Source organism: Kribbella sp. NPDC005582 (assembly GCF_040605415.1).
In the GTDB taxonomy this organism is placed as follows: Bacteria; Actinomycetota; Actinomycetes; order Propionibacteriales; family Kribbellaceae; genus Kribbella.
On record NZ_JBEXCU010000004.1, the window covers coordinates 258,770 to 284,445 of the forward strand.

Genomic DNA, 25,676 nt, shown 5'->3' on the forward strand with positions numbered 1-25,676 from the left:
CGGCGGGCGCGAGCTCCGTTGATGAGAGCTCGGTTGAGGCGGGCTCGGTTGAGGCGGGCTCGGTTGACGAGAGCTCGGTTGAGGCGAGCTCCGTTGACGAAAGCTCGGTTGACGAGAGCTCGGGTGAGGCGGGTCGGGTTGAGGCGGGCTCGGCTGACGCGGGGTCGGCTGAGGGCGGCTCCGACTCGGCGGGAGCGAGTGCGTCTGCATCCGCGGGCGTTGCGGCAACGTCCGTGGCGTCGGCCTCGGGCGAGTCCTCGGAGACCTGCTCTGCGGACGTTTCCGGAGCCTCGGAAAACTGAACGGTTGTCGGTGCTGCTTCGGCAGCTGGTGCGAGCGCTGACTCGGAGGCCGGCGCCTGCTCGTACGACGCGGACGCGGATTCGGCGTACGAGGGCTCACCCGGCGTCGCTTCGGGCTCGGTGGATGCAAGCTCGGCTGCCGCCGGGGCGGGCACGTCGGACACGGGCGCGTCGGGTGCTGAGTCGGACTCGGGCGACGCAGACACGGGTTCCACGAATGCGAGCTCGGCTTCGGACTCGACGGATGTCAGGTCGGATGCCGCGGCCGCGTGCTCCAGCTCGCTCGATGTGGGCTCGACGGGCGCAGATTCGTGCTCATCGGACGCGGGTTCGCCAAGTGTCACGTCAGAGGCGGACTCGTGCTCGGGAGACGTGGGCTCGTGCCCAGGCTCGTTCCCGGCGGACTCGGACTCGTTCCGAGCGGACTCGGACTCGTTCCCGGCGGACTCGGGCTCGTACGCGGCGGACTCGAGCTCGGGCTCGGCAGACGCCGACTCATCCACGACAGACGCGGGCTCGTCCACGGCAGACGCCGGCTCGTCCGCGGCAGACGCCGGCTCGGGCTCGGCAGACGCCGACTCGTCCACGACAGACGCGGGCTCGTCCACGACAGACGCGGGCTCGGGCTCGGCAGACGCCAGCTCGTCCACGGGCTCGGCGGCTGCATGCACCGGCTCGGCAGGGGCGTCTTCGCGGAGCTCTGGCTCGGCTAGGAAGGCCTCGGGCAGCTCTGGCTCGACTGGCGCGGGCCTGCCCAGGGTGGGGCGCTCGGGCGGCGTGGGGATCGAGTGCTGGAGCGTGCGTTGCCAGGCTAGGCGGATGGTGGGGAGCTCGGTGGTTCGCTCGGAGGGGTCTTCTTCGGTGGAGATTTGGGTGTCGGCGGTGGCCGACTCCGGGCCTTCGCCGGTGGGGCCGGAGTAGGGGGTGGCGCCGGCTGGTTCTACGTAGGGGTGGGGCGGGGTCTCGAGGGTGCCGTCGAGCCAGCGTTGTTTGAGGAGGGGGCGGAGGATCTTGCCGCCGGGGGTGGTGGGGAAGTCTCGGCGGGGGACGCCGACTACTTCGGCGGCTAGACCCAGGCGGGTTTGGATGAGGCTGCGGATGGCCTGGTCGGTGCCGGGGATGGAGTCGGGGGTGAGGGCGTAGAAGACGACCAGGCGGTCGGTGCCGGACTCGATGTCGGGGACGGCGCAGGCGGCGACGAGGCCTTGTTCGGCGCCTACGACGGTGGCGGCGACGGCTTCGATGTCGTGGGCGTAGTACAGGGTGCCGCGCATGATGATGCGCTCGCTGTCGCGGCCGGTGATGACGACCTGGCCGCCGGTGATGAAGCCTTGGTCGCCGGTGGCGAGCCACTTGCGCATGGGCCAGTTGCCGACGGGGAACGCCTCGCGGTCGGCTTCGAGGTTGCCGAGGTAGCCGGGGGTGACGCGGGCGGAGGCGACCTGGAGCTGGCCGATCCGGCCCTCGGGCAGGACGGCGCCGTTCGGTGCCACGATGCGGATCGTCGTACCGGGGGCAGGGGCTCCGACCGAGACCAGGCTCAGTACGCCGGGGGCCTCGGCGCGGGTCTTGCCGGGGCGCGCGACGGCGACCTTGCCGGAGGACGGGCGCTGGTCGACCCACTCGACGATGCCGGTCGGTGGGATCCGGACGCGGTGCACGTTGGGTGTGAGGCCGGGGCGGGCGAAGGTGATGCCGGTGACGGTCTCGGTCATGCCCCAGGCCGCGACGAAGGTTTCCGGTACGACGCCGAAGCGGTTGGTGAGCCGGAGGAACTCGGTCATCACCGGGACGGTGATCTGCTCGCCGCCGCTGACGAGGCTGCGGAGGGCGGAGAGGTCCCAGTGCCGGTCGGGTTCACCGGCGATCGCCTGGGTGGTCAGGCGGTAGCCGAAGTTCGGCGACCAGGAGTGGTTGACGCGGTGCTGGTCCATCAGGTCGAGCCAGCGGAGCGGGTCGGCGAGCACCCAGTTGGTGTTGACGTGGATGTTGGTGCAGCCGGTGAAGACGGGCAGCAGGTGGTAGAGCAGGAACGCGCCGCTCTGGTCCAGCGGGAGCCAGTTCAGCGTGGTCTGGCCGGGGCGGACCGGGAGCATCGCCGGGGTCCCGGCGGCGAACTCGACCAGGCCGCGATGGGTCAGTTGCACGATCTTCGGCGTACCGGTGGTGCCGGACGACAGCATCAGTACGGCGACATCGTCGGCCGCCGGGCGGTGGAACTCGTTGGTGGGCTCGTGCCCGGCGAGTGCGTCCGGGTCGAGCACGGGCAGCCCGAGGTCGTCCGGCAGGTCCGACGGCCGGCCGATCAGCACGGTCCAACCGAGTAAGTCGGTCACGGTCCGCAGGCGCTCGCGGCCGGCCTCGGTGCGGTCGCCCTCCGGCGACGGCGCCATCAGCAGCGGGCGGATGCCGCCCAGCGTGCAGGCCCAGAACGCCGCGAAGAAGCCGACCGGCTCGGTGCAGTGCACGACCGCCGGATCACCAGCCCGTACGCCGTTCGCCCGCAAGCCGGCCAGGATCCGGGCGGCAAGCTCGAGCAGGGTCGGGAAATCGAGTTTGGTCTCGCGGCCGTCCGGGCCGATCTCGACCACGCCGGCCGAGCCGAAGTCGCGGGCCGCGCGCAGCAGGGCGCTCGGGAGATCCCGCGGGTACCCGGCGGGAATCATCAGGGCCGGCCCGGTACTGATCGCCGGCCGGTCCGCACTGCTTCTCACCACGCGCTCAGCACCGCCAACAGCGTCTCAGCGCGAGGGGCGGCGATCACGATGACGCGAGTCGGTCGGTGACCCACGGACAAGCGCCTCCCCAACTGGACGGAGCCGGGCCCAGGGCACACCCGTCTCGCTCTCACCGACAAGAAGCCCCGTATTTCGGACAGCCGGACCGATGCCGTGACCGGGTGGACCCGGTGCGTCATCGTGCCGACCGACAGCCGTGAACCCTACCAGCCGTTCTGGGCCGAACAGCAGCCCGTTCCGCCCAGCAAAGAGTTAAGAAATCCAGAACCCGCCGACACCGTTCACAACGAGTGGCGGCAGCATCAGATACGCCCCCGAAACCAAACCGTGAACACGAGGCGATCGAACAAGGCGGCGAGCCACAACCGATCAGACGACCGCGGCGCCCAGCCGCAGCAGCCGAGCGAAGCGAAGGCGCGAAGGGGGTGCGGGTGGCGAAGCCCCCGCCCGCGGCAAGCGAAGCGCAGCCGCACAACACGACGAAGTCGAGACGGCGAGCGCTCTCCGCGAGCACACCTCACCCATCGACTTCGTGGGCTGTGAGGGACTCGAACCCCCGACCCCCTCGGTGTAAACGAGGTGCTCTAACCAACTGAGCTAACAGCCCTTACGACGGCAGACCGTATCACTTTCGAGGCGTCAGCTTCGCCAGCGCCTCGGCGTAGTCGTCCGGATTTCGTGCTTCCGGCATCGCATTGAGGACGGACCAGCGGATCACGCCCGCGCCGTCGATCACGAAGGTGGCGCGGCGGGCGCAGCCTCGGTCGGCGTCGAAGGCGCCGTACGACGACGCGATGGCGCCGTGCGGCCAGAAGTCGGTCAGCAGCCCGAAGCCGAGATTCTCGGCGTCCGAGTACGCCCGCAGGGTGAACATCGGGTCGCACGAGATCGCCAGCACCTCGGCGGCGGCCAGCAGGTCCGGGCGGTCCCGTAGCGCCGTCAGCTCACTCGTGCAGACGCCGCTGAAGGCGTACGGGTAGAAGACCAGTACGACGGGACGTCCGGCGTACTGGTCGAGCCGGATCTCCGCGCCGTGCTGGTCGCGCGTGCTGAAGCCGGGGGCCGGGGAGCCGACGGCAGCGATCACCTCAGCCCCGGCGACCCGACTTCGGTACTACCAGTTTGGTCGCCGACCAGTCGTCGGTGACGCTCAGCGTGCTCGTGGTGGACAGCCCGGCGGTCGGAGCGGCCTCGGCGATCTCGCTGCCCTCGACATACCCGTCCCGGCCGACCTTCGGGGTCATCAGCCAGACGACGCCCCCGGCCTTCAGGTCGGTGAGGATGTCGAAGAAGGCGTCGACCAGGTCTCCGTCCTCCTCGCGGAACCAGAGCAGGACGACGTCGACCACCTCATCGGTGTCCTCGTCGACGAACTCCTCGCCGGTGACCTCCCGGATCGCAGCACGCAGATCGTCGTCGCAGTCGTCGTCGTAGCCGATCTCCTGAACGATCCAGCCGGCCTCCAGGCCGAGCCGGGCCGCCATGTTCGGCTGCTCCTTACCGTCCGCGTGGTCCGCGGTCGCGCTCACAGGTCCTCCTCCGTGCTCCCCGATTGCCCGGGGGTAGACGTCATAGCGATAGTCCATCGTGACGTACCGCGTCGCGCAAGTATGCACGAGGTATCCGTGACGTGTCCGGTATCCGCGCGGCGGGTACTGTCCGTGTCCGCTCAGATCCCGCTCACGAGGCCGGAATCGGGTCCGGTTCGCAGGCGAAGTAGAACGCATTCCGAACAGGTGACAGGATTGCGGTGAAGACAACCAGAGAGAACGGCAGGACACCGTGGCTTCCGGACACGAACCACCAGCCATCATCACCGAGGGGATGCCCACCCAGCTCCCCGACATCGACCCCGACGAGACACGCGAGTGGGTCGAGTCGCTCGACGCCGTGCTGGACGAACGCGGCAAGGCGCGAGCGCGCTACCTGATGCTCAAGCTGATCGAGCGAGCCCGGGAGCGGCAGGTCGGCGTACCCGCCCTGCGGAGCACCGACTACATCAACTCGATCCCGCCCGAGCGCGAGCCGTGGTTCCCCGGCGACGAGCACATCGAGCGCCGGATCCGGGCCTTCATCCGCTGGAACGCCGCGGTGATGGTGAGCAAGGCGAACCGCAAGGGGCTCGAGGTCGGCGGCCACATCGCCACCTACCAGTCCGCGGCCAGCCTGTACGAGGTCGGGTTCAACCACTTCTTCCGCGGCAAGGACCACCCGGGCGGCGGTGACCAGGTCTTCATCCAGGGGCACGCCTCCCCCGGTATGTACGCCCGCGCCTTCCTCGAGGGCCGGCTGACCGCCGACCAGCTGGACGGCTTCCGCCAGGAGGTCTCCCGCGGCCCGCACAAGGGTCTGTCGTCGTACCCGCACCCGCGGTTGATGCCGGACTTCTGGGAGTACCCGACGGTCTCCATGGGTCTGGCGGCGCTGGACTCGATCTACCAGGCGCGGTTCAACCGGTACCTGCACCACCGCGGCATCAAGGACACCAGCCAGCAGCACGTCTGGACCTTCCTCGGTGACGGCGAGATGGGTGAGCCGGAGTCGCTCGGCGCGATCGGCCTGGCCGCCCGCGAGGAGCTCGACAACCTCACCTTCGTGATCAACTGCAACCTGCAGCAGCTGGACGGTCCCGTCCGCGGCAACGGCAAGGTGATCCAGGAGCTCGAGGCGTTCTTCCGCGGCGCCGGCTGGAACGTCATCAAGGTCGTCTGGGGCCGGGAGTGGGACGCCCTGCTCGCCCAGGACCACGACGGCGCGCTGGTGAACAAGATGAACACCACGCCGGACGGCCAGTTCCAGACCTACTCCGTCGAGTCCGGCGAGTACATCCGGAACAACTTCTTCGGCGGCGACCAGCGGCTCAAGCAGATGGTCAGCAACCTGTCCGACGAGGACCTGCGCAAGCTCCCCCGCGGCGGTCACGACTACCGCAAGGTGTACGCCGCGTTCAAGAGCGCGACCGAGCACGTCGGGCAGCCGACCGTCATCCTCGCCCAGACCGTCAAGGGCTGGACGATCGAGGCGCTGGAGGGCCGCAACGCGACCCACCAGATGAAGAAGCTGACGTCGGACGACCTGAAGACCTTCCGCGACCGGCTCTACCTGCCGATCGAGGACAAGGACCTCGAGGACGCCTACAACCCGCCGTACTACCACCCCGGCAAGGACTCGCCGGAGTACCAGTACATGATGGAGCGGCGCTCCCAGCTCGGCGGTTTCCTGCCCGAGCGGCGGGTCAAGCCGAAGACGCTGAAGCTGCCTGGTGACGACGTCTACAAGCCGCTCAGCAAGGGCAACGAGAAGACCCCGGTGGCGACCACGATGGCGCTCGTCCGGCTCTTCCGGGACCTGATGAAGGACCCGGAGATCGGGCACCGGATCGTCCCGATCGCGCCCGACGAGTACCGCACGTTCGGGATGGACTCGATGTTCCCGACGGCCAAGATCTACAACCCGGCCGGACAGACCTACGAGGCCGTCGACCGCAACCTGCTGCTCGCGTACAAGGAGTCGTCGGCCGGTCAGCTGCTGCACGAGGGGATCAGCGAGGCCGGCGCGATGGGCTCGATGATCGCCGCCGGTACGTCGTACGCGACGCACGGCGAGCCGATGATCCCGTTCTACATCTTCTACTCGATGTTCGGTTTCCAGCGGACCGGTGACTCGCTCTGGGCGCTCGGCGACCAGCTCGGCCGCGGTTTCGTGGTCGGCGCCACCGCCGGCCGGACGACGCTGACCGGTGAGGGTCTGCAGCACGCGGACGGTCACTCGCCGCTGCTCGCCTCGTCGAACCCCGCGGCCGTGCACTACGACCCCGCGTTCGCCTACGAGGTCGCGCACATCGTCAAGGACGGCCTGCGCCGGATGTACGGCTACGGGCTGGACAAGGACAAGCCGTACGGCGAGGACATCTTCTATTACCTCACCGTCTACAACGAGCCGGTCGCCCAGCCGGCCGAGCCGGAGAACCTCGATGTCGCGGCCCTGCTGAAGGGCATGTACCGCTTCGAGGAGTACCAGACGGCCGCCGGCGACGACGTACCGCGCGTCCAGCTGCTCGGTTCGGGTGTGGCGCTGCCGTGGATCCGCAAGGCACAGCAGATCCTCGCCGAGGAGTACTCGGTCGCGGCCGACATCTGGTCGGTGACGTCCTGGAACGAGCTGCGTCGCGACGCCATCGCGGCGGAGGAGCACAACCTGCTGCACCCGGACGAGCCGGAGCAGGTGCCGTTCATCACCGAGCAGTTGAAGGACACCAAGGGCCCGGTCGTCGCGGTCAGCGACTTCATGCGCGCGGTGCAGGACCAGATCTCGCGCTGGGTCCCGAACGACTACACCTCGCTCGGCACCGACGGCTGGGGCCTGGCCGACACCCGGGCCGCGGCCCGGCGGCACTTCCAGGTCGACGCCGAGTCGGTGGTCGTGGCGGCGCTGCAGATCCTCGCCAAGCGCGGTGACGTCAAGCCGGAGGTCGCCGCCGAGGCGGCCCGCAAGTACCGGATCGACGACCCGACCGCGGTCGCCGGTGTGAAGCAGGAAGGCGCCGGCGCCTAGTCCGTCAGTCAGTCAGCACGAGAACGAGAGGGTTCACCCCGCCCCCGAGGTGAACCCTCTCGTCATGTCCAGCGAGCCTGTCACCCTGTGCACAAGGGAGGCAGGCTCGCTGCGGTGTGCGGCCGGGCCTGGTGACCCCGGCCGAACCCGATCGAGGACCGGTACGACGCCGCCGCTGGCGACTGTGGGCGGCCGCGTCGTACCGGACGTGCCGCGGAGTCGTCAGACCGCCGCGAGTTCCAGTTCGGCGGTGCGATCGGCGGCTTCGAGTTCGCGGACCAGCGGCAGGACGCGGGCGCCGAAGTACTCGATCTCTTCCTGGAAGTGCAGGAAGCCGCCGAGGATCAGGTCGACGCCGCGGCGCCGGTAGGCGACGATGCGTTCGGCGATCTGCTCCGGCGTGCCGATCAGTTGTGAGCGGAAGCCGTCGTTGTACTGGACCAGGTCCTCGTACGACGAGTCCGCCCACATGCCCTTGCCGTCCGGAGCCGAGCGCCCGGCCTGGGTGACCGCGTCGCGGAACCCTTCGACCGCCGGTTTGTTGGCCTTGGCAACGATCTCGCGGAGTGTCTCGCGGGCTTCCCGCTCGGTGTCGCGGGCGATGATGAACCCGTTCAGCCCGAACTTCACCTCGCGACCGGCGCCCTGGGCAACCCGCCGTACGTCGAGGAGTTGTTCGGTGACGCCGTCGAAGTCCTTGCCGTTGGAGAAGTACCAGTCGGAGTACTTGCCGGCGTTGTCTCGCGCGGCCGACGAGTTGCCGCCCTGGAACAGCTCCGGAAACACCCCGGGCTTCGGCTTCAGCGTGAAGTCCCGGATCCGGTAGAAGTCACCGGCGAACTCGACGTTGTCCTCGGTCCAGAGTTTCCGCAGCACCTGCAGGAACTCCGCCGATCGCCGATAGCGCTCGTCGTGTTCCAGCCACGGCTCCCCCAAGGCGGTGAACTCGCCCTTGAACCAGCCACTGACCACGTTCACCGCGAATCGCCCACCTGACAGGTGATCGGCGGTGGCACCGAACTTCGCCAGTACGCCGGGCTGCCACAACCCGGGGTGGACAGCGGCAATCACCTTCAGCCGTTCAGTTGCCAAGAGCAACGCGAGGCTGAAGCTCGTCGACTCGTGCTGGAACTCAGCACCGTAGCTCGCGGTGTAGCGAACTTGACTGAGGGCGTACTCGAAGCCGACCCGCTCGGCGGTCTGCGCGAGCTTCTTGTTGTACTCGAAGTCCCAGCTGGTGCGCTGCTCGATGTCGCTCGTGACCAGACCACCACTGACGTTGGGAACCCAATAGGCGAACTTGATCTCGTCCGCGACGCGCTCGGTCGACATCAGCTGTACCAGGTCGGCTCGGGCAGCTCGCCGACGAGCAGGTGCCGGCCGACTTCACGCCGCTTGTACGCGACCGGGTCGTGCAGTGTGTGCGTCCGGACGTTTCGCCAGAACCGGTCGAGTCCTTCGATCGTCGCGGTCGACCGGGCTCCGGTGACCTCGAAGATCCGGCTGGTCACCTCGAGCGCGACCTCGGTGGCCCGGGCCTTGACCGCGGCCACCCGCACCTCGTGCTCGCCGCGCTGCTGCTCGGTCACCTCCCACGCGTTCTCGTGGATGACCTGACCTTCCAGCGCGACCGCGTCGGCCAGCGCTTCGACGGCCCACAGTTTCGACTGGAGATCGCCGTACGCGTCGATGACGGCGGGCTCGTCCACGGCGGCGGCATAACCGCCGTGCAGCCAGGAGCGGCTCTTCTCCCGGGTGTAGGTCACCGCGGTCTCGAGGGCGCCGCGTGCGATGCCCAGGTAGAAGTTCACGAAGACCAGCTGGATGGTCGGGACGTTGAGCGTGTTGTAGACGCGCGGCTGGAACGTCTTGCCGACGTACCCGGCCGCCTGGTCCCAGCCGACGCGGACGTGGTTGAGGCTGACGCTGCCGCTCTCGGTCAGCCGCTGGCCGATGTTGTCCCAGTCGTCGTGGAAGGTCAGGCCCTCGATGTCGGACGGGACGATCGCGAAGACATGGTTGCCGCTGTCAAGCAGCGTGCCTTCGAGGACGGTGACGTCGGAGACGCGGCCGCCGGTCGAGAAGCTCTTCCGGCCGCTGAAGCTGATCGTGTCACCTTCGTCGGTGACGACAACGTCGGCGTCGCGCGGGTTCACGGCACCGCCGAAGAACCACTTGTTCGTCGTCGCCGCCTCCTCGACGGCGGCGATCTGCTCCTTGGTTCCGACCAGTCGCGCGGCCCAGAACCACAGCAGGTGGTAGCCGAGCAGCTGCCCGATCGATCCGTCGGCCTCCGCGACCGTCCGGATCACCTGGTACGCCGTCGGCCAGGTCTGACCGCCGCCGCCGTGCTCGGCCGGCCCGAGCAACGTGGCGAGGCCGGAGTCCTTCAGCAGCTGGACTTCGTCGTACGGCGTGGCGCCGGCGCGGTCACGCTCGGCCGCGTCGACGGCCAGGATCGCGGCCACCTCGGCCGCCCGCTGGATCCACTCCTGCGGGGTCGACGGGGTGATTTCGGACAGGGCAGGGCGAAGCTCTGAGGTTGACACAGTAATGAAACTCCTTGATTCCCAGGGGATTCCGGATGGGGTGGGTTGGGGCCGACCGCTGGAATCAACACGCCTGAGAGGCGACACGCAGCAGGTCGATGTGGCGGCGCTGCACCAGGATCAACTCGCGGGTCATGGACCTATTGTCGACTCACTAACTAGACATTCGTCAACAAGTCCGTGGCGCGTCTCAGTCGGTGGACCTACCCTCGGTCCATGCCTGAGTTGATCGCGCCGGACGTCGCGTTGCACGAGTCGTGGTTGAAGTCGCTGGACGAATGGGGGTCGGCGCCCCAGGACGGGTCTGGCTATCACGCGGACCAGCACGACGTGCGAAGCGCCGAGGGATTCGCCGCCTGGGTGCGATATCTGCAGGAGCGGAGCGATCCGCGGACGCCGATGGAGCCAGGGTTCGTCCACGCGACGCACTGGTGGATCGTCGAGGACGGTGAGTACCTCGGGGCGATCACGTTGCGGCACAGCCTGACCGACAAGCTGCTCGAGGGCGGCGGCCACATCGGGTACGGCGTTCGCCCGTCCGCGCGTGGTCGCGGACTGGCCGCGTGGGCGCTCGGCGAGGTGGTGAAGCGCGCTCGGGAGCAGGGACTGGAGCGGGTGCTGGTGACCTGCGACGACGCGAATCCCGCGTCGTTCAAGACGATCGAGCGCAACGGCGGCGTACTGGAGGACGTCCGCGAGACGTGGCTGGGGACCACTCGCCGCTACTGGATCACGACCTAGTCCCCCATTCGAAGCCGCGCGGTGAGGGCGTGACCGTACATGAGCTCGGCGTCGGCGATGGCAGCGGTCGAAGGCGCGATGGCGCGTGCACCTGCTGAGGTTAGGCGCTGGTAGGTGACGGTCTTGAGGAACTTGCCGACCCAGAGACCGCCGGTGTAGCGAGCGGCGCGACCGGTGGGCAGGACGTGGTTCGTGCCGATCGACTTGTCGGAGAACGCGACGGTCGACTCCGGGCCGATGAAGAGCGAGCCATAGTTGCGCAGGTTGGCGGCGTACCAGTCGTCGTCGCCGGTCTGCACCTCCAGGTGCTCGGGCGCATACGCGTCCGATACCTCGACGGCTTCCTCGCGGGAGTCGCAGACCACAACCGTGCCGTGTTCACGCCAGGCTGCTCCGGCGACCTCGACCGTCGGCCAGTCGCCGGCCAACCAGTGGTCTACCGCCGCGAGCACCGCCGTACCGAAGTCGTGGGAGGTCGTGACGAGCAGCGCCGGACTGTTGAAGCCGTGCTCGGCCTGGCCGAGCAGATCGGCGGCAACCAGCCGTGGGTCGGCAGTCTCGTCGGCGATCACCGCAACCTCGGTCGGACCGGCGAGCAGGTCGATACCAACCGTCCCGAAGAGTTGCCGCTTCGCCTCGGCGACGTACGCGTTGCCGGCACCGACGACCAGGTCGACAGGCGCGACGTCCTCGACTCCAAACGCCAGCGCAGCAAAGGCTTGTACGCCACCCAGGCAGAGGATGACGTCCGCACCAGCCAGGTTCATCGTGTAGAGCTGCGGGCCGTAAATCCCCTGCGCATCTCGCGGCGGCGCGACCGCGACCACGGTGTCGACCCCGGCGACCTTCGGCACCGTCACGGTCATGATCGATGAGGCGATCAACGGATACCGGCCGCCCGGCGAATACGAGCCGACCTTCGCCACCGGCACATGCCGATGCCCCAGTACGACGCCCGGCAGCGTCTCGATCTCCAAGTCCTGCAACGTGTCCCGCTGCGCCCAGGCGAACCGCTCGACCTGACTCCGCGCGAACTCCAACTGCTCCGCGAGCTGGTCGTCGACTGTCTCCGCCGCGGCGTTGATCCGCTCCGCCGGTACGACGAACGCCGGCGGCTCCCAGCCGTCGAGCTGGGCCGACCAGCGTCGGATCGCCCGTTCGCCCTCACGCTCGACCTCGCGAAGGATCCGGCTGACGGTGTCGATCACCTCCTGCTGCCGCTCGACCTGCCGCGGCCAACCGGTCTTGAGGTGCACAGCCATCGTCGTCTCCTCGGGTCCTGGTTCCGGAAGCCTAGGCAGCCGGAGCGAGCACGGGCAGTCCCGCGGCGAAACCGGCTAGACCACTCGGGGCCGGTTGGCGGTCGGCCACCTGGACGCGTTACGGTCGATGCGCTTGCCAACCAGTTCAACAGGGAGTAGCAGACCGTGTCGGTATCGCAGTCGGCCGAGCGCCCGGAGAAGACATTCTTCGGGCATCCGCGTGGGTTGATGACGCTGTTCACGACCGAGCTGTGGGAGCGGTTCAGCTACTACGGCATGCGCGCGATCCTGCTGCTCTACCTGACCGACAAGGCGCACGGCCTCGGTCTGGGCGAGTCGCTCGGGCAGGCCGTGGTGTCGATCTACGGCGCCTCGGTCTACCTGCTCTCGGTGCTCGGCGGCTGGTTCGCCGACCGCGTCTTCGGCGCCCGCCGTACGGTCCTGTACGGCGGGTCGGTGATCGTGGCCGGGCACATCTGTCTCGCCCTGCCCGCGACCGGTACGGCGTACGTCGGGATCGCGCTGGTTGCCCTCGGCACCGGTCTGCTGAAGCCGAACGTGTCGACGATGGTCGGCACGCTCTACGAGCAGGGTGACGCGCGGCGCGACTCGGCGTTCTCGATCTTCTACATGGGGATCAACATCGGCTCGTTCTCGGCCCCGTTCGTGGTCGGGTTCCTGCGCCGCGAGTTCGGCTTCCACGTGGCCTTCGCGGCCGCCGCGGTCGGGATGACGCTCGCGCTGATCGCCTACCTGCTCGGCCGGCGGACGCTGCACGGTCGCGGCGACACCCCGCCGAACCCGCTGACCGCCGCCGACCGGCCGGGGATGATCAAGGTCTCGGCCGCCGTGGTCGCGTTGCTGCTGGTCGTCTTCTTCCTCTCGGCCGCACTGTCCGGCGGCTTCGGGCCGAAGCCGGTCGTCGACGCGATCTCGTACCTGTGCTTCCTGGCTCCGATCGCCTACTTCACGATGCTGCTGCGCAGCCCGCTGGTGACGCCGGTCGAACGGCAGCGCGTCCGCGCGTACATCCCGTTGTTCATCGCGGCGATGCTGTTCTTCATGGTCTTCGAGCAGGCGGCGACGACGCTGACCTCGTTCGCCGCCGACCGCACCAACCTGGATCTGTTCGGCGTCCAGATCTCGCCGGAGTTCTTCCAGTCGATCAACCCGTTCTCGATCATCGTGCTGGCGCCGGTCTTCGCGGTGATCTGGATCAAGCTCGGCGACCGCGGCCCGAGCATCGGCCAGAAGTTCGCGACCGGTCTCCTGCTGGCCGGGATCTCGTTCGCCGTGATGGCGCTCGCCTCGAACGTCGTCGGCACCAAGCTCGCCTCACCGTTGTGGCTGGTGCTCGTCTACGTCATCCAGACCCTCGGCGAGCTCTTCCTCTCCCCTGTCGGCCTGGCCGCGACGACCGTGCTCGCTCCGCGGGCGTTCCTCAGCCAGATGATGGCGCTCTGGTTCCTCGCACCCGCGGCCGGCCAGGCGATCACCGCCCAGCTGGTCCAGGCCACCGAAGGCGCGTCCGACACGGCGTACTTCGGCGGTCTGGCCATCGTGACCATCGTCTTCGCGCTGGCCCTCTACATCTTGGCGCCCTGGATCAAGCGCCACACCAAGCAGGAGCACTAGGCGGTCAGTCGCTCCGCCAGCCACGCGACGGCCAGTGGCTGGCGGTACTCGACGGCACGATGACCGCCGTCGAACAGCTCAAACCGTACGACGTCGTCCGCCACTCCGAGCGTTGTCAGCGACTGCCGGAAGGTCTGCGCGCCGAGATCGAGGAACCACTCGTCGCTCGTCCCGGCGTCGATCCAGATCGCCCGCTGGGACCGCAGCGCCTCGGCGTGATCAGGTGCCATCCGGATCGGGTCCCAGCGCAGCCAGCGTTCCCACACGTCGGGCTTGAGCGCGCCGGTCGTGGAGTCGAACGGCAACTCGGGTCGGCCTTCGGCGTCCGGTGAGAAGCAGGCGGAGACACCGAGCAATTCGAGCAACCGCTCGTCCTCTGGCTTGGTGAACGCCGTCCGGGAAGTGAAGTCGGTCCACCACTTGAAGATGTCACCGTCGTACTGGCGGAGGTGGCGCGCTGCCCAGAGGAAGTGCGGGATGTACTGCGCCTCGGACAACGCATCACCCGAGTGAGTGGCGAACGCACCGAACAGGTCCGGCCGGAGCATCGGCGTGATCATCGCACCGAGGCCACCACTCGACTTGCCCGCGATCGCGCGGTGGTCGCGGTCGGCGAGCGTGCGGTAGTTGGCGTCGACCCACGGGACCACCTCGTCACACAGGTACGAGTGATACGGGCCTGTTCCGGGCGAGTCGACGTACTGGCTGCCGCCGTACTTGGTGAAGGCGTCGACGTAGACCACGATCAGGCCCGGCGCCTCGCCGCGGGCGAACAGACGGTCGATCAGCTCGGGAACGGGTTGGCGGTAGGGCATCCGGTTGCGCCATAACGGCAACGAGCCGCCGAAGCCGAGCAGCAGGTAGACGGTCGGATAGCGAGTGACGCCGTCGTCGTAGCCAGGCGGGGTGTAGACCCAGACCGGCCGGTGGGACGGGTCGCCGAGCGGGTTGCCTCTCAAGAGCCGGCTGTCGATGGTGGCTTCGTCGAGTCGTCCGGTCAGGTCGAGCACAGGCAGCTCCTCGGGATTGATACTACGAAATCATAATATATTGAATCGTAGTACCATCAGGGTCATGCGGGACTCGATCGATCGGCACATCGACTTCTGGCAGCACGAGGTGCCCGACCTCGACGTCGAGGTAGAGGGCGTCGTCACGCGGATGCAGATGCTCGTGCGGCATCTACAGCAACGGCGCGCGGCGGCACTGCAGGAGCTCGGGTTGCGGAGCTGGGAGTACGACATTCTGTGGCGGTTGCGCGCCGCGGGACCGCCGTACAGCGTGACGCCGACCGCACTCGCCGTCGCTCTGGACACCCATCCGGCCACGTTGACGAACCGGCTGGATCGGCTGACGCAGGCCGGGCTGGTCGCTCGCAGCCGGGCGGCCACCGATCGTCGCAGCGTGGTCGTCGTGCTCACCGAGGCCGGCCATCGTGCGTGGGAGTCATCGATCGGCTCGCAGGCCGGGGCTGAGCAGGAGCTGCTCGAACCGCTGTCAGCTCGGGAACGGGAGACGTTGATCAAGCTGCTCCGCAAGGTCGTTGTCGCCGCCGAAGCCGACGGCACCGAGCTGATGCCCAGCCCGCAGATCGCTCCGTAGAAGGAGCCGCTTCACTCCAGCGGGTGATGCCTGGGTACGGTCCGGCGGCGGATGCTCGAAGCATGCAATCGACCGACCGCCCTGTCCCCCGCTGGGCCTATCGCCTCGCCCACGCCATCCCGTTCTTCGTCCTGCCATCGAGCTTGTGGCGCCTTGGCCTGGTGTTCGGCTCCTCGATGGGCATGGTCGACGCCAGTGGCCATCCGACGTACGCCGAGGGCTTCGGGGTCAAGCTGTACATCGTTGGGCTGTCGCTCGTCTCCGAGGCTCTTGCGCTGACCGGCCTCGGCCTCGTCCAACGCTGGGGCGAAGTCGTCCCCGCCTGGATCCCGTTCATCGGCGGTCGCCGAGTGGCGCCGTACGCGGCGATCATCCCGGCCACGCTGGGCGGCCTGTCGTTGATCGCACTGTGGACCTGGGGAATGCGCGACGCCTACACCGACAGCTTCCTCTACTTCTCCAACCACTTCTGGCAGTACCTCATGGTCGGCAGCTACAGCCTCCTGCACCTCTGGGGCCCGTCACTGCTCCTCATCACCTGGGCCTACTACCGCCGCCGTCGCACAACTCAACCCCGCGTCAACGCCCTGGTCTGACGCGCCCGAGGGCGCCGGGGGCGAGCCGCCGCCTCGAGCGGGGTTCCCGGCACCACCAACCGAGCCGCGAGCCGTGCGATCTCCCGAAGCTCCAGGTGCCACGCTGGACCGCCTGATGCAGTGCGCTCGGGAGTCAGTGCTCGATCACCGACTCGTCCGGCGCGTCCTTGCGGCGCTCGGTCCAATAGCGATCGGTGCAGTGGGCGATGAAGAGGCTGATGGTGTCCTGGGCGACCTCGAAGCTGATCGCCTGCTCGTCGTCCCACTCGTACGGCGGGACCTGGCCGAGAATCGATGCGTCGCCGTCGTTGTCGGTCATGCGGCAACTCTCGCCGGTCTACGGGCCGGGCCGCAACCGGTCTTCGTCCTACCTGTGGATAACTCGGTCAGCGGGCGCGCGGTCGGGGTTTGAGGGTGGTGCCGGGGAGCGGTGGTGCCGGGAGCGGGTCGCCGGCGTAGCCGGGGACGGTCGGGAAGCGGTCGTTGCCGGCGGCTCCAATGGAGGCCTGCCAGGCTTCGCGGGCTTCGACGATGTCGTCGTGGGTGCGGCCGATGAAGTTCCACCACATCACGAGCTCTTCGGTGAACGGTTCGCCGCCGAGGAGCAGCAGCCGCACTCCGTTGTCAGAGGCAACCAAGTCCACCGTGTCGCGGCCGGCGCCGAGATAGGCCATTTCGCCGAACGACGGTGTGAGGTGCCCGACGGTGAGCGAGCCGTCGACGACCAGTACGGCGTACTCGTGGGAAGGCGTGAGCGGGAGTGGCAAGGTCCGGCCTGGCTGGATGGTGATGTCGGCACCGACCAGCGGCGTGTACGCCGGAGCCGGCGAGGTGACACCGGCAACCGTACCGATCATGACCGTGACGTGGGCGCCGTCGACCTCGAACTGCGGTAGGTCGGCGTACGCATTGAAGGCCGGCGGAGTCGTCGTACGGACTGAGTCCGGGAGGGCGACCCAGAGCTGGGCGCCGTGCAGCATCGGCGGCGCGTCCGGCGTCGAGACCTCCGAGTGCGCGATGCCGTTGCCCGCGGTCATGATGTTGAGCTCGCCGGGGCGGACGAAGGCATGGGAGCCAACGCTGTCGCGATGCTCGATCTCACCCTCGAACAACCAGCTCACCGTCTGCAGACTCGTATGCGGGTGCGGCGGAACCAGCATGCCCCGCTCCCCCGGCGCGTCGTACGAGTCAACGCGCTCCTGCGTCAGATCGTCCGGCCCATAGTGGTCGACGAAGCACCACGCGCCGACCATCCGGCGGTTCTTGTTCGGCAGCAACCGCCGTACCTTGGTCGACCGTCCGAGCACGACCTCACGCGGTTCCAGCAACTCGAACACCGGCCCCTGCTCAGACCCGGTGCAGACGACCTCGGCCGGATCCTTCTCCAGATCGCTCATGACGCCGTCCATTCGAGCAGTTCGTCGCGGTCCCAGGTGTTGATGACTCGGTCGGGGGTGACGTCGCAGGCTTCGGCGCGCTCGCAGCCGTAGACCTGCCAGTCGAGCTGGCCGGGGGCGTGGGCGTCGGTGTCGATGCTGAAGACGCACTCCATCTCGGCGGCCAGGGCGAGCAGGCGCTTCGGCGGGTCGAGGCGTTCGGGGCGGGAGTTGATCTCGACCGCCGTACCGAACTGGCGGCACGCTTCGAAGACGACTTCGGCGTCGAAGTCGGACTCGGGGCGGGTGCCGCGGCCGCCGGTGATCAGGCGGCCGGTGCAGTGACCCAGTACGTCGACGTGCGGGTTGGCGATCGCTGTGACCATCCGCTCGGTCATCGGCTCGGAGGCCATCCGGAGTTTGGAGTGGACACTCGCGACGACGAGGTCGAGGCGGGCCAGGATCTCGGTGTCGCAGTCGAGCGAACCGTCGTCGAGGATGTCGACCTCGATGCCGTTCAGGATCGTGAACCCGTCGAGCTCCTTGGACAGCTTTTTGTTGAGCTCGGCAACGACCTCGATCTGCTGCAGCCGCCGTTCCCGGGACAGGCCGTTCGCGACCGTGAGCCGGGGCGAGTGGTCGGTGAGCGCCATGTATTTGTGGCCGAGCCGATGCGCCGTCCGGGCCATCTCCTCGATCGGGCTGCCGCCGTCGGACCACTCCGAGTGCAGATGCAGGTCGGCCTGCAGCGCTGCGCGCATCGCCGTACCCGCTGTGGTCAGCTCGCCGGCCGAGCCCTCCAGCTTCGTCAGGTACGACGGGGTCTCGCCGTCCATCGCCTCCAGGATCACGGCCTCGGTCTTCGGTCCGATCCCCGGCAACTCGGTGAGCGTCCCGGCCCGCCGCCGCGCCCGCACCTCGGCCGCCGGCAGCGCCTCGATGGTGTCCGCCGCCCGCCGGTACGCCTTCACCCGATGCGTCGGCTGCCGATCGCGCTCGAGGTAGTACCCGATCGCCCGCAACGCCTCCACGGCAGCATCCACACCCGCCTTGTCCGTCATCCCCCCATCTTCCCGCCATTTGCCTGCCTAGCCACTCATATCCGGGGTTCGGCACCGTGGTTATGGGTGGAGAACCCCGCATTTGCGTGCCTAGCCAGGCAAATGGGGGTGGGGCGGAGGCTAGGGTCGGGGGGTGGGTAAGGCGGAGACCAGGGCGCATCTGGCGCGGGTGGAGCGGTTGCAGGGGCAGACGGGGGCGTTGGCTACTGCCGCTACTGCGGCCATGGAGGAGAAGCTGCCTTGGTTCCGGGGGTTGTCGGCGCAGGACCGGTCGTGGATCGGGCTGGTCGCGCAGTCGGGGATCACCGCGTTCGTGGACTGGTTCCGCGATCCGGAGGAGCACTCGTCGATGCCGACGCGGATCTTCGGGTCCGCGCCGCGGGAGTTCACCCGGGTGATCTCGCTGCATCAGACGGTCGATCTCGTCCGGACCACCATCGAGATGATGGAGACCGCGATCGACGACCTGCTGCCGGCGGACGACGTACCGGCGGTGCAGCGGGCGATGCAGCGGTACGCGCGGGAGGTCGCGTTCGCGGCGGCGACGGTCTACGCGCAGGCCGCCGAGATGCGCGGCGCGTGGGACGCGCGGCTCGAAGCTCTCGTGGTGGACTCGGTGATCCGCGGCGAGGCCGACGACTCGGTGCGTTCCCGTGCGTCCGCCCTCGGCTGGACCGGAGCAGCCGGTACGACGGGATCCGCCGAGGTCGCGGTGGTCGTCGGCAGGGCCCCGGCGGCTGAGGGCAACGCGAACGTGGCCGACGCCGTCCGGCACGCCGCCCGCGAGGCCGGGGCTGACGCTCTGTGTGCGATCCAGGGCGACCGGCTGGTGGTTGTACTCGGCGGTACGGGCAAACCTGTGGAGATCGTACAAAGGCTGGCGCACTGGTTCGGGCCTGGTCCGATCGTCGTCGGGCCGGTGGTGAAAGACCTGATGGCGGCCGTGACGTCGGCACGAGCGGCGGTCGCCGGGCTGCGCGCCGTACCGGCCTGGCCTGCCGCGCCACGGCCTGTCCAAGCCGACGAACTGCTCCCCGAACGGTCACTCTCCGGAGACGGTCATGCGCGCCGGCAACTCGCTACCGAGGTCTACGGCCCGCTCACAATCGGCGAAGGCGTGCTGCTCGACACCGTTTCGGCATACCTGGACTCCGGCGGTTCGATCGAGGCGACGGCCCGGGCGATGTTCATCCACGCCAATACCGTCCGGTACCGGTTGAAGCGTGTGGCCGATCTCACGGGCCTCCAGCCGCTGAATCCGCGAGACGCTTTCACCTTGCGTGTCGCACTCGCCCTCGGCCGCCTGCTCAATCCGGAGCCCGGAAGCTCCGTTTTGTAGGATCTCTACAAACAGGGCCGGTCAGAATTCGTGCTGCATTCCGGCCCGTGAAGGCAGCCGGTCAGGGAGAGTGGTCACGTGCTCGTCATCGTTGCGCCCGGTCAGGGTGCCCAGACCCCAGGTTTCCTCGAGCCGTGGCTGGCCGATCCCGCCTTCGAGAGCCGGCTCAACTGGCTCTCCGCGGTCGCCGGTCTCGACCTCGCCCACTACGGCACCCAAGCGGATGCCGACACCATCCGGGACACCGCGATCGCGCAGCCGCTGCTGGTCGCGGCCGGTCTTGCCGCCGCGCCCGCGCTGTTCACCGAGCCTGTGCAGGTTGGTGCGTTCGCCGGTCACAGCGTCGGTGAGCTCGCTGCCGCCGCGCTGTCGGGTGCGCTGACCGTCGAGCAGGCGATGGTTCTCGTCCGCGAGCGGGGCAAGGCGATGGCCGGTGCGGCCGCGCTGACCGCCACCTCGATGACCGCCGTACTGGGTGGTGACCGCGACGAGGTGCTCGCGAAGCTCGCGGAGTACGGGCTGACGCCCGCCAACGACAACGGCCCCGGTCAGATCGTCGCGGCCGGCACGGTCGAGGAGCTGGCCGCGCTGGCCGGCGACCCACCCGCCAAGGCGCGCCTGATCCCGCTGTCGGTGGCCGGCGCCTTCCACACCAAGCACATGGAGCCGGCGGTTCAGACGCTGGCGAAGTACGCCGCCGCGATCTCCACCGGTGAGCCGGCGACCAAGCTGCTGTCCAACCGCGACGGCCAGGTCGTCACCGACGGGCAGGACGCGCTGCAGCGGATCGTCGCCCAGGTGAACTCCCCCGTCCGCTGGGACCTGTGCATGCAGACCTTCACCGAGCTCGGCGTCACCGGCATCCTCGAGCTGCCGCCGGCCGGCACGCTGGTCGGTATCGCCAAGCGCAACCTCAAGGGCGTCGAGACCTTCGCCCTGAAGACGCCGGACCAGCTCGACGACGCCCGCGCGTTCGTCCAGAAGCATGGAGACTCCGCATGACAGTGCACATTGCCACGCTCCGCGCGGCGGGTCCTGAGGCCTGGTTCCCTTCCTTCTCTCGTCTCTCCAGTCGCTTCGCTCCCTCCGTTCCTCAGTCCAGTAAGGGGGCCTCATGACCGGCATTGCCGCATCAACGGGTGCGCAGCACGCCGGAGTTCTCGGGATCGGGTCGTACCGGCCGCGGCGCGTCGTACCGAACTCGGAGATCCTCGAGCAGATCGACTCCAGCGACGAGTGGATCCAGACCCGGTCCGGGATCAAGGAGCGCCGCTGGGCCTCCGACGACGAGACCGTGCTGATGATGTCGGTCGAGGCGGCCAAGGACGCGCTGAAGGAGTCGGGGATCGACCCGGCCCAGATCGGCTGTGTCGTGGTCTCCACCGTCACGCACCTCTACCAGACCCCGGCGATCGCGACCCGGATCGCCGTCGAGGTGGGCGCCCCGACCGCGGCCGCGTTCGACGTCTCCGCGGCGTGCGCCGGGTTCTGCTACGGCCTCGCGCTGGCCAGTGACATGGTCCGCGGCGGCAGCGCGAAGTACGTGCTCGCGATCGGCGTCGAGCGGCTCAGCGACATCACCGACCGGACCGACCGCGGTACGGCGTTCATCTTCGCCGACGGCGCCGGTGCGGCGATCGTCGGGCCGACCGACGAGCCGGGGATCGGCCCGGTCGTGTGGGGCTCCGACGGTACGCAGCACCAGGTGATCAGTCAGAAGGAGTCGTGGCAGGAGGCGGCCGGCAGCCAGAACTGGCCGCACCTCACGATGGACGGCAACCCGGTCTTCCGCTGGGCGTCGTACGAGATGGCCAAGACCGCACAGCAGGCGCTCGACGTGGCCGGCGTACCGGCCGAGGAGCTCGACCTGTTCGTGCCGCACCAGGCGAACATGCGGATCACCGACGCGATGCGCCGCGCGCTCAAGCTGCCCGACCACGTGAAGGTTGCCCGCGACATCGAACGGCAGGGCAACACGTCCGCCGCCTCGATCCCGCTCGCGATCACCGCGATGCGCGAGTCCGGCGAAGCCAAGAGCGGCGACCTCGCGCTCGTCATCGGCTTCGGCGCCGGCCTCGTGTACGCCGCCCAGGTGATCCGGCTGCCGTAGTGTCCGCAAGGACATAGTTGTCCGGGGCGGCTCAGGTGGCCGCACCGGCTGAATCAACCATTCGAAGGGAACCACTGCAATGGCCAGCACCGAAGAGATCCGCTCCGACCTCGCCGAGATCGTGAACGAGATCGCCGGTATCCCGGTCGAGGACGTCCAGCTGGACAAGTCCTTCACCGACGACCTCGACGTCGACTCGCTCTCCATGGTGGAGGTCGTCGTGGCCGCCGAGGAGAAGTTCGACGTGAAGATCCCCGACGACGAGGTCAAGAACCTGAAGACCGTCGGCGACGCGGTCGCGTTCATCGAGCGCGCCCAGAACGGCTGACCAACCTCAGCCGTCACCGTGCTGGCCGGTGCTCATCGGGCTCAGAACCGATGAGCACCACCGGCCCTCCCGTTCCCCAGATCTCGTGAAGGATGAGGTACAGATGTCGAAGACCCGAGTCGTGATCACCGGGCTCGGAGCCACCACCCCGCTCGGCGGCGATGTGGCCAGCTCCTGGGAAGGCCTGCTGGCCGGACGCTCCGGCGCCCGCCGGCTGACCGACGACTGGGTGCAGAACCTGGCCGTCCAGATCGCCGCACCGGTGGCCGTCGAGCCGACCGAGATCATCGAGCGGGTGAAGGCGCGCCGGCTCGACCGGAACGCGCAGCTCGCCGTGGTCGCCGCCCGCGAAGCCTGGGCCGACGCCGGCCTCGAGGACGCCGGGCTGGACAAGGAGCGACTCGGTGTGGCCGTTGCCACCGGCATCGGTGGCCTGCACACCACACTGTCCAACTACGACGCGCTGCTGAAGAACCCGCGGCGCGTTTCCCCGCTGGCGATCCCGATGCTGATGCCGAACTCCTCCGCCGCGTACGTCGGCCTCGAGTTCGGCGCCAAGTCCGGTGTGCACACGCCGGTGTCGGCCTGTGCCTCCGGCAACGAAGCGATCGCGCTCGGACTGGACCAGATCCGCCTCGGCCGGGCGGACGTCGTACTGGCCGGTGGGACCGAGGGCACGATCATGCCGCTGCCGCTGGCCGCCTTCAGCCAGATGATGGCGCTCAGCAAGCGCAACGACGAGCCCGAGCGCGCGTCGCGGCCGTGGGACGCCGACCGGGACGGATTCCTGCTCGGTGAGGGTGCCGGCGTCCTGGTGCTGGAGTCCTACGAGCACGCGGTCGCCCGCGGCGCGAAGATCTACGCCGAGATCGCCGGCGCGGGGATCTCCGCCGATGGTCACGACATCGCGCAGCCCGACCCGACCGGTTCCGGCGCACGGCGGGCGATGGAGCGCGCGATGGCCGAAGGCGATCTGACCCCGGCCGACATCCACCACATCAACGCGCACGCCACCTCGACCCCGCAGGGCGACATCGCCGAGTCGCTGGCGATCCGGCTGGCCCTCGGCAAGGAGGCCGACCACGCGATCGCGACCGCGCCGAAGTCGATGATCGGTCACCTGCTCGGCGCGGCCGGTGCGGTCGAGTCGATCGCGACCGTGCTCGCCCTGCACCACCGCGTCGTCCCGCCGACCATCAACCTCGACAAGCTCGACGACCAGATCGACCTGGACATCGCCACCGAGCAGCGCAAGCTCCCCGACGGCGACATCGCCGCCCTCAACAACTCCTTCGGCTTCGGCGGCCACAACGCCGCCATCGCCTTCAAAACCGTCTGACGACTGCCGGGCAATCCTCCGACCGACAGGACGTATAACCCGACGAGCACCCGGCGCCCCGCTCACCGACCCCGGCGAGCGGGGCGTTGCACGTATACGTCCTGTGATCAGGACGCACGAAGGGCGCGAACCGTGAGGTTCGCGCCCTTCAAGTGGTGCGGCCGCTGTTTGTGAACACCGGGGGTGTCCCGACACCCGGTGGCCCAGCGGCCACGGCCCCTCCACCCTTGTGGAATGTCTGATGCTCACTCTGCCCGAAAAGTTCGGTGCTTGTCTGTGCCCTTCAAAGCTTTCTTCTCAAGTTCTCAGCCAGCGCTCAGTATTGGGCTCAGACAACCTGGTGCAGCCAGCGGACCGGAGCACCGTCTCCGGCGTACCGGAAGGGTTCGAGCTCGTCGTCCCACGGCCGGCCGAGCAAACGCTCGACCTCCTCGGTCAGATCGGCCTCGCCGGTCGCCGCCTTCAGCATCGCTGCCTTCAGCCGCTCCTCGGGCACCATGATGTCGCCGTGCACCCCGGTGGTCGCGTGGAAGACGCCGAGCGTCGGAGTGAACGAGTACCGCTCGCCCTCGACACCGTTGGTCGGTTCCTCGGTCACCTCGAAGCGCAGCTTCTGCCAGCCGCGCAGCGCGGAGGCAAGCTTCGCCGCCGTGCCGGCCTCGGCTTGCCAGGACAGCTCGGCCCGATAGGTGCCCTGAGCCGCGGGCTGCGGCGTCCAGTCAAGTTTCACGGGCACGCCAAGAACACCGCCTGCGGCCCACTCAACATGCGGACACAACGCTGACGGCACCGTGTGGACGTACAAAACGCCACGAGTCGTCGCCACCGGGACCTCCTGTGTTCGAGGGGCGCCTTCCCCAGCGATCTCGAGCACAACTCCGTCAATCCCAGCAGAGCCTGCGTACATCTTGCACCACAGACCCCTCCAACACCAGCAACCTCGCCGTGTCAACCACATCACCGCCGTGTCGCGGCGACCGCTCGGCTCAGCTGGAGGCGCGCCGTACCAGGCGGGTGGGCAGGATCAGCGGCGTCGGGGACTCCCCCGCGATCAGCGCGAGCAGCATCCGGGCCATCTCCCGGCCGAGCGACTGGATCGGCTGGCTGACCGTGCTCAACGGCGGCTCGGTGTGCCGCGCCAGTACGACGTCGTTGAAGCCGACGACCGCGACATCACCAGGGATGGTTCGTCCGGAGTCCTTCAGGACGCGCATCGCGCTGATCGCCATCTGGTCCGATGCGACGAAGACCGCGTCGAGGTCCGGATGGTCAGCCAGCAACTGCTCCATCGCGCGACCACCGCTCTCCTCACTGAAGTCGGCGTACACGACCCTGCTCGCGTCCAGCCCGGCGACCGCGAGCGCGTCCTGATATCCCTTGTACCGCGCGGTTCCGGCGCCCTCGTCCATCCGGCCGGTGATCGTGGCGATCCGGGTCCGGCCGATCGCGACCAGATGCTCGGTGGCGAGGCGCGCACCACCGCGGTTGTCGGCATCCACGTAGTACCTCGGTTCGAAGCCGACCGGGCAACCGCCGAAGACCACCGGTACGTCGGAGTTCTCGGCGATCTGCGCGAGCGGATCGTCACCGTGCATCGACATCAGCATGACGCCGTCGGCCTGCCGGGTGCGGAGCACCTGCTCGAGCCGGGTCTGGCCGCGCGTCGACGTCGCCAGCTGCAGCACCAGTTCGAGCTCGGTCTCCTCGAGCACCGAGTTCACCCCGACCGCGACCTCGGCGAAGAACGGGTCGGTGAAGACCTGCGAGTTGTCACTGGAGATTGCCAGTACGACTGCGCCGACCTGCTGCGTGGCCAGCGCGCGGGCGGTCGCGTTCGGCACGTAGCCGAGGTCGCTGACCGCTCGCTGCACCGCGTCCCGCTTCGCCTTGCTGACGTGGGGCGCGTTGTTGATCACCCGGGATGCGGCCGACCGCGACACACCGGCACGCTCGGCGACCTCGTCGAGCGTCACTTGGCGTCTGAGCTGGTCTGTCACCTGTCGGTCCTTACCGTGAGAGTCACTAGAGGGTAAGTCATCGAGCCTGGGCAAGCAGCTTTCGACTGGCCGAAACTGGTAGCGCTCCCAGACTCTTGACATGGTCTGTACGGCTGGGGAGCATGGCGCCACTTGGTTGTAGTTCGG

The 25,676-nt window shown here is 68.6% G+C and carries 23 protein-coding genes, 1 tRNA gene and 1 pseudogene; 11 read left to right on the forward strand and 14 right to left on the reverse strand.

Translation table 11 applies throughout. The features are described 5' to 3' along the window. Positions 1 to 21: 21 nt before the first annotated feature. Positions 22 to 1,296, forward strand: coding sequence for a pentapeptide repeat-containing protein (locus ABZS29_RS24410; protein WP_355465568.1), 1,275 nt, complete (start codon positions 22 to 24; stop codon positions 1,294 to 1,296). Positions 1,297 to 1,723: 427 nt separating this feature from the next. Here the strand turns inward: ABZS29_RS24410 and ABZS29_RS24415 are convergent. From ABZS29_RS24415 to ABZS29_RS24430, 4 genes and pseudogenes are all read right to left on the reverse strand, one after another. Then, positions 1,724 to 2,968: pseudogene (locus ABZS29_RS24415) on the reverse strand (AMP-binding protein); the annotation flags it as partial. A gap of 605 nt (positions 2,969 to 3,573) precedes the next feature. Continuing rightward, positions 3,574 to 3,647, reverse strand: a tRNA-Val gene (locus ABZS29_RS24420). An 18-nt stretch (positions 3,648 to 3,665) separates the two neighbouring features. Next, positions 3,666 to 4,127 (reverse strand): peroxiredoxin, encoded by a 462-nt coding sequence (locus ABZS29_RS24425; RefSeq protein WP_355464854.1) that lies wholly within the window; start codon positions 4,125 to 4,127, stop codon positions 3,666 to 3,668. Position 4,128: 1 nt separating this feature from the next. After that, the gene (locus ABZS29_RS24430; protein WP_355464856.1) at positions 4,129 to 4,569 is read right to left on the reverse strand and encodes a DUF3052 domain-containing protein; all 441 of its coding nucleotides are present in this window, start codon (positions 4,567 to 4,569) and stop codon (positions 4,129 to 4,131) included. Positions 4,570 to 4,864: 295 nt separating this feature from the next. Here ABZS29_RS24430 and aceE point away from each other — a divergent pair, with 295 nt between their 5' ends. Further along, the gene (gene aceE / locus ABZS29_RS24435) at positions 4,865 to 7,594 is read left to right on the forward strand and encodes a pyruvate dehydrogenase (acetyl-transferring), homodimeric type (protein WP_355465570.1); all 2,730 of its coding nucleotides are present in this window, start codon (positions 4,865 to 4,867) and stop codon (positions 7,592 to 7,594) included. A gap of 222 nt (positions 7,595 to 7,816) precedes the next feature. Here aceE and sfnG read toward each other — a convergent pair whose 3' ends face one another. From sfnG to ABZS29_RS24450, 3 genes are all read right to left on the reverse strand, one after another. After that, complete coding sequence (sfnG, locus tag ABZS29_RS24440; RefSeq protein WP_355464858.1) at positions 7,817 to 8,926, reverse strand: dimethylsulfone monooxygenase SfnG; 1,110 nt, start codon at positions 8,924 to 8,926, stop codon at positions 7,817 to 7,819. Continuing rightward, positions 8,926 to 10,143 (reverse strand): acyl-CoA dehydrogenase family protein, encoded by a 1,218-nt coding sequence (locus tag ABZS29_RS24445; protein ID WP_355464860.1) that lies wholly within the window; start codon positions 10,141 to 10,143, stop codon positions 8,926 to 8,928. The genes sfnG and ABZS29_RS24445 overlap by 1 nt, the downstream gene beginning before the upstream one ends. 64 nt (positions 10,144 to 10,207) lie before the next feature. Beyond that, positions 10,208 to 10,279, reverse strand: coding sequence for a putative leader peptide (locus tag ABZS29_RS24450; protein ID WP_355465572.1), 72 nt, complete (start codon positions 10,277 to 10,279; stop codon positions 10,208 to 10,210). 80 nt (positions 10,280 to 10,359) lie between these two features. Between ABZS29_RS24450 and ABZS29_RS24455 the strand changes: the two genes are divergently transcribed. Further along, the gene (locus ABZS29_RS24455) at positions 10,360 to 10,884 is read left to right on the forward strand and encodes a GNAT family N-acetyltransferase (protein ID WP_355464862.1); all 525 of its coding nucleotides are present in this window, start codon (positions 10,360 to 10,362) and stop codon (positions 10,882 to 10,884) included. Here the strand turns inward: ABZS29_RS24455 and hisD are convergent. Beyond that, positions 10,881 to 12,146, reverse strand: coding sequence for a histidinol dehydrogenase (gene hisD, locus ABZS29_RS24460; protein ID WP_355464864.1), 1,266 nt, complete (start codon positions 12,144 to 12,146; stop codon positions 10,881 to 10,883). The genes ABZS29_RS24455 and hisD overlap by 4 nt on opposite strands. Before the next feature lie 165 nt (positions 12,147 to 12,311). Here hisD and ABZS29_RS24465 point away from each other — a divergent pair, with 165 nt between their 5' ends. Next, positions 12,312 to 13,781 (forward strand): oligopeptide:H+ symporter, encoded by a 1,470-nt coding sequence (locus ABZS29_RS24465; protein WP_355464866.1) that lies wholly within the window; start codon positions 12,312 to 12,314, stop codon positions 13,779 to 13,781. Here ABZS29_RS24465 and ABZS29_RS24470 read toward each other — a convergent pair. After that, entirely contained in the window at positions 13,778 to 14,791 is a 1,014-nt protein-coding gene (locus ABZS29_RS24470; protein WP_355464867.1) for an alpha/beta hydrolase-fold protein, read from the reverse strand. The genes ABZS29_RS24465 and ABZS29_RS24470 overlap by 4 nt on opposite strands. A gap of 64 nt (positions 14,792 to 14,855) precedes the next feature. Here ABZS29_RS24470 and ABZS29_RS24475 point away from each other — a divergent pair, with 64 nt between their 5' ends. Both ABZS29_RS24475 and ABZS29_RS24480 read left to right on the forward strand, forming a co-directional pair. Then, positions 14,856 to 15,383 carry a MarR family transcriptional regulator gene (locus tag ABZS29_RS24475; protein ID WP_355464869.1) on the forward strand — a complete coding sequence of 176 codons (528 nt, stop codon included), beginning with the start codon at positions 14,856 to 14,858 and terminating at the stop codon, positions 15,381 to 15,383. Between the two features lie 62 nt (positions 15,384 to 15,445). Then, entirely contained in the window at positions 15,446 to 15,979 is a 534-nt protein-coding gene (locus tag ABZS29_RS24480; protein WP_355464871.1) for a hypothetical protein, read from the forward strand. A gap of 133 nt (positions 15,980 to 16,112) precedes the next feature. Here ABZS29_RS24480 and ABZS29_RS24485 read toward each other — a convergent pair whose 3' ends face one another. The 3 genes from ABZS29_RS24485 to ABZS29_RS24495 form a co-directional block, all read right to left on the reverse strand. Further along, a complete protein-coding gene (locus tag ABZS29_RS24485) occupies positions 16,113 to 16,298 on the reverse strand; it encodes a hypothetical protein (protein ID WP_355464873.1) in 186 nt (61 codons plus the stop codon). Positions 16,299 to 16,365: 67 nt separating this feature from the next. After that, a complete protein-coding gene (locus ABZS29_RS24490; RefSeq protein WP_355464875.1) occupies positions 16,366 to 17,376 on the reverse strand; it encodes a pirin family protein in 1,011 nt (336 codons plus the stop codon). Then, entirely contained in the window at positions 17,373 to 18,416 is a 1,044-nt protein-coding gene (locus tag ABZS29_RS24495) for a PHP domain-containing protein (RefSeq protein WP_355464877.1), read from the reverse strand. Before ABZS29_RS24495 ends, ABZS29_RS24490 begins: the two co-directional genes overlap by 4 nt. Positions 18,417 to 18,549: 133 nt before the next feature. Here ABZS29_RS24495 and ABZS29_RS24500 point away from each other — a divergent pair, with 133 nt between their 5' ends. The 5 genes from ABZS29_RS24500 (at position 18,550) to fabF (ending at position 23,532) form a co-directional block, all read left to right on the forward strand. Then, on the forward strand, positions 18,550 to 19,755 hold the full coding sequence (locus ABZS29_RS24500; RefSeq protein ID WP_355464879.1) for a helix-turn-helix domain-containing protein: 1,206 nt from the start codon (positions 18,550 to 18,552) through the stop codon (positions 19,753 to 19,755). Positions 19,756 to 19,833: 78 nt separating this feature from the next. Further along, positions 19,834 to 20,757, forward strand: a complete 924-nt coding sequence (locus tag ABZS29_RS24505; RefSeq protein ID WP_355464881.1) for an ACP S-malonyltransferase — start codon at positions 19,834 to 19,836, stop codon at positions 20,755 to 20,757. A gap of 112 nt (positions 20,758 to 20,869) precedes the next feature. Continuing rightward, on the forward strand, positions 20,870 to 21,865 hold the full coding sequence (locus ABZS29_RS24510; RefSeq protein ID WP_355464883.1) for a beta-ketoacyl-ACP synthase III: 996 nt from the start codon (positions 20,870 to 20,872) through the stop codon (positions 21,863 to 21,865). A gap of 79 nt (positions 21,866 to 21,944) precedes the next feature. Then, complete coding sequence (locus tag ABZS29_RS24515) at positions 21,945 to 22,193, forward strand: acyl carrier protein (RefSeq protein WP_171670712.1); 249 nt, start codon at positions 21,945 to 21,947, stop codon at positions 22,191 to 22,193. Between the two features lie 103 nt (positions 22,194 to 22,296). Next, on the forward strand, positions 22,297 to 23,532 hold the full coding sequence (gene fabF, locus ABZS29_RS24520; RefSeq protein ID WP_355464885.1) for a beta-ketoacyl-ACP synthase II: 1,236 nt from the start codon (positions 22,297 to 22,299) through the stop codon (positions 23,530 to 23,532). 328 nt (positions 23,533 to 23,860) lie between these two features. Here fabF and ABZS29_RS24525 read toward each other — a convergent pair whose 3' ends face one another. Both ABZS29_RS24525 and ABZS29_RS24530 read right to left on the reverse strand, forming a co-directional pair. Then, complete coding sequence (locus ABZS29_RS24525; RefSeq protein WP_132407265.1) at positions 23,861 to 24,358, reverse strand: DUF3145 domain-containing protein; 498 nt, start codon at positions 24,356 to 24,358, stop codon at positions 23,861 to 23,863. Positions 24,359 to 24,518: 160 nt separating this feature from the next. Next, positions 24,519 to 25,529, reverse strand: a complete 1,011-nt coding sequence (locus tag ABZS29_RS24530; RefSeq protein WP_355464887.1) for a LacI family DNA-binding transcriptional regulator — start codon at positions 25,527 to 25,529, stop codon at positions 24,519 to 24,521. Positions 25,530 to 25,676: the final 147 nt, after the last annotated feature.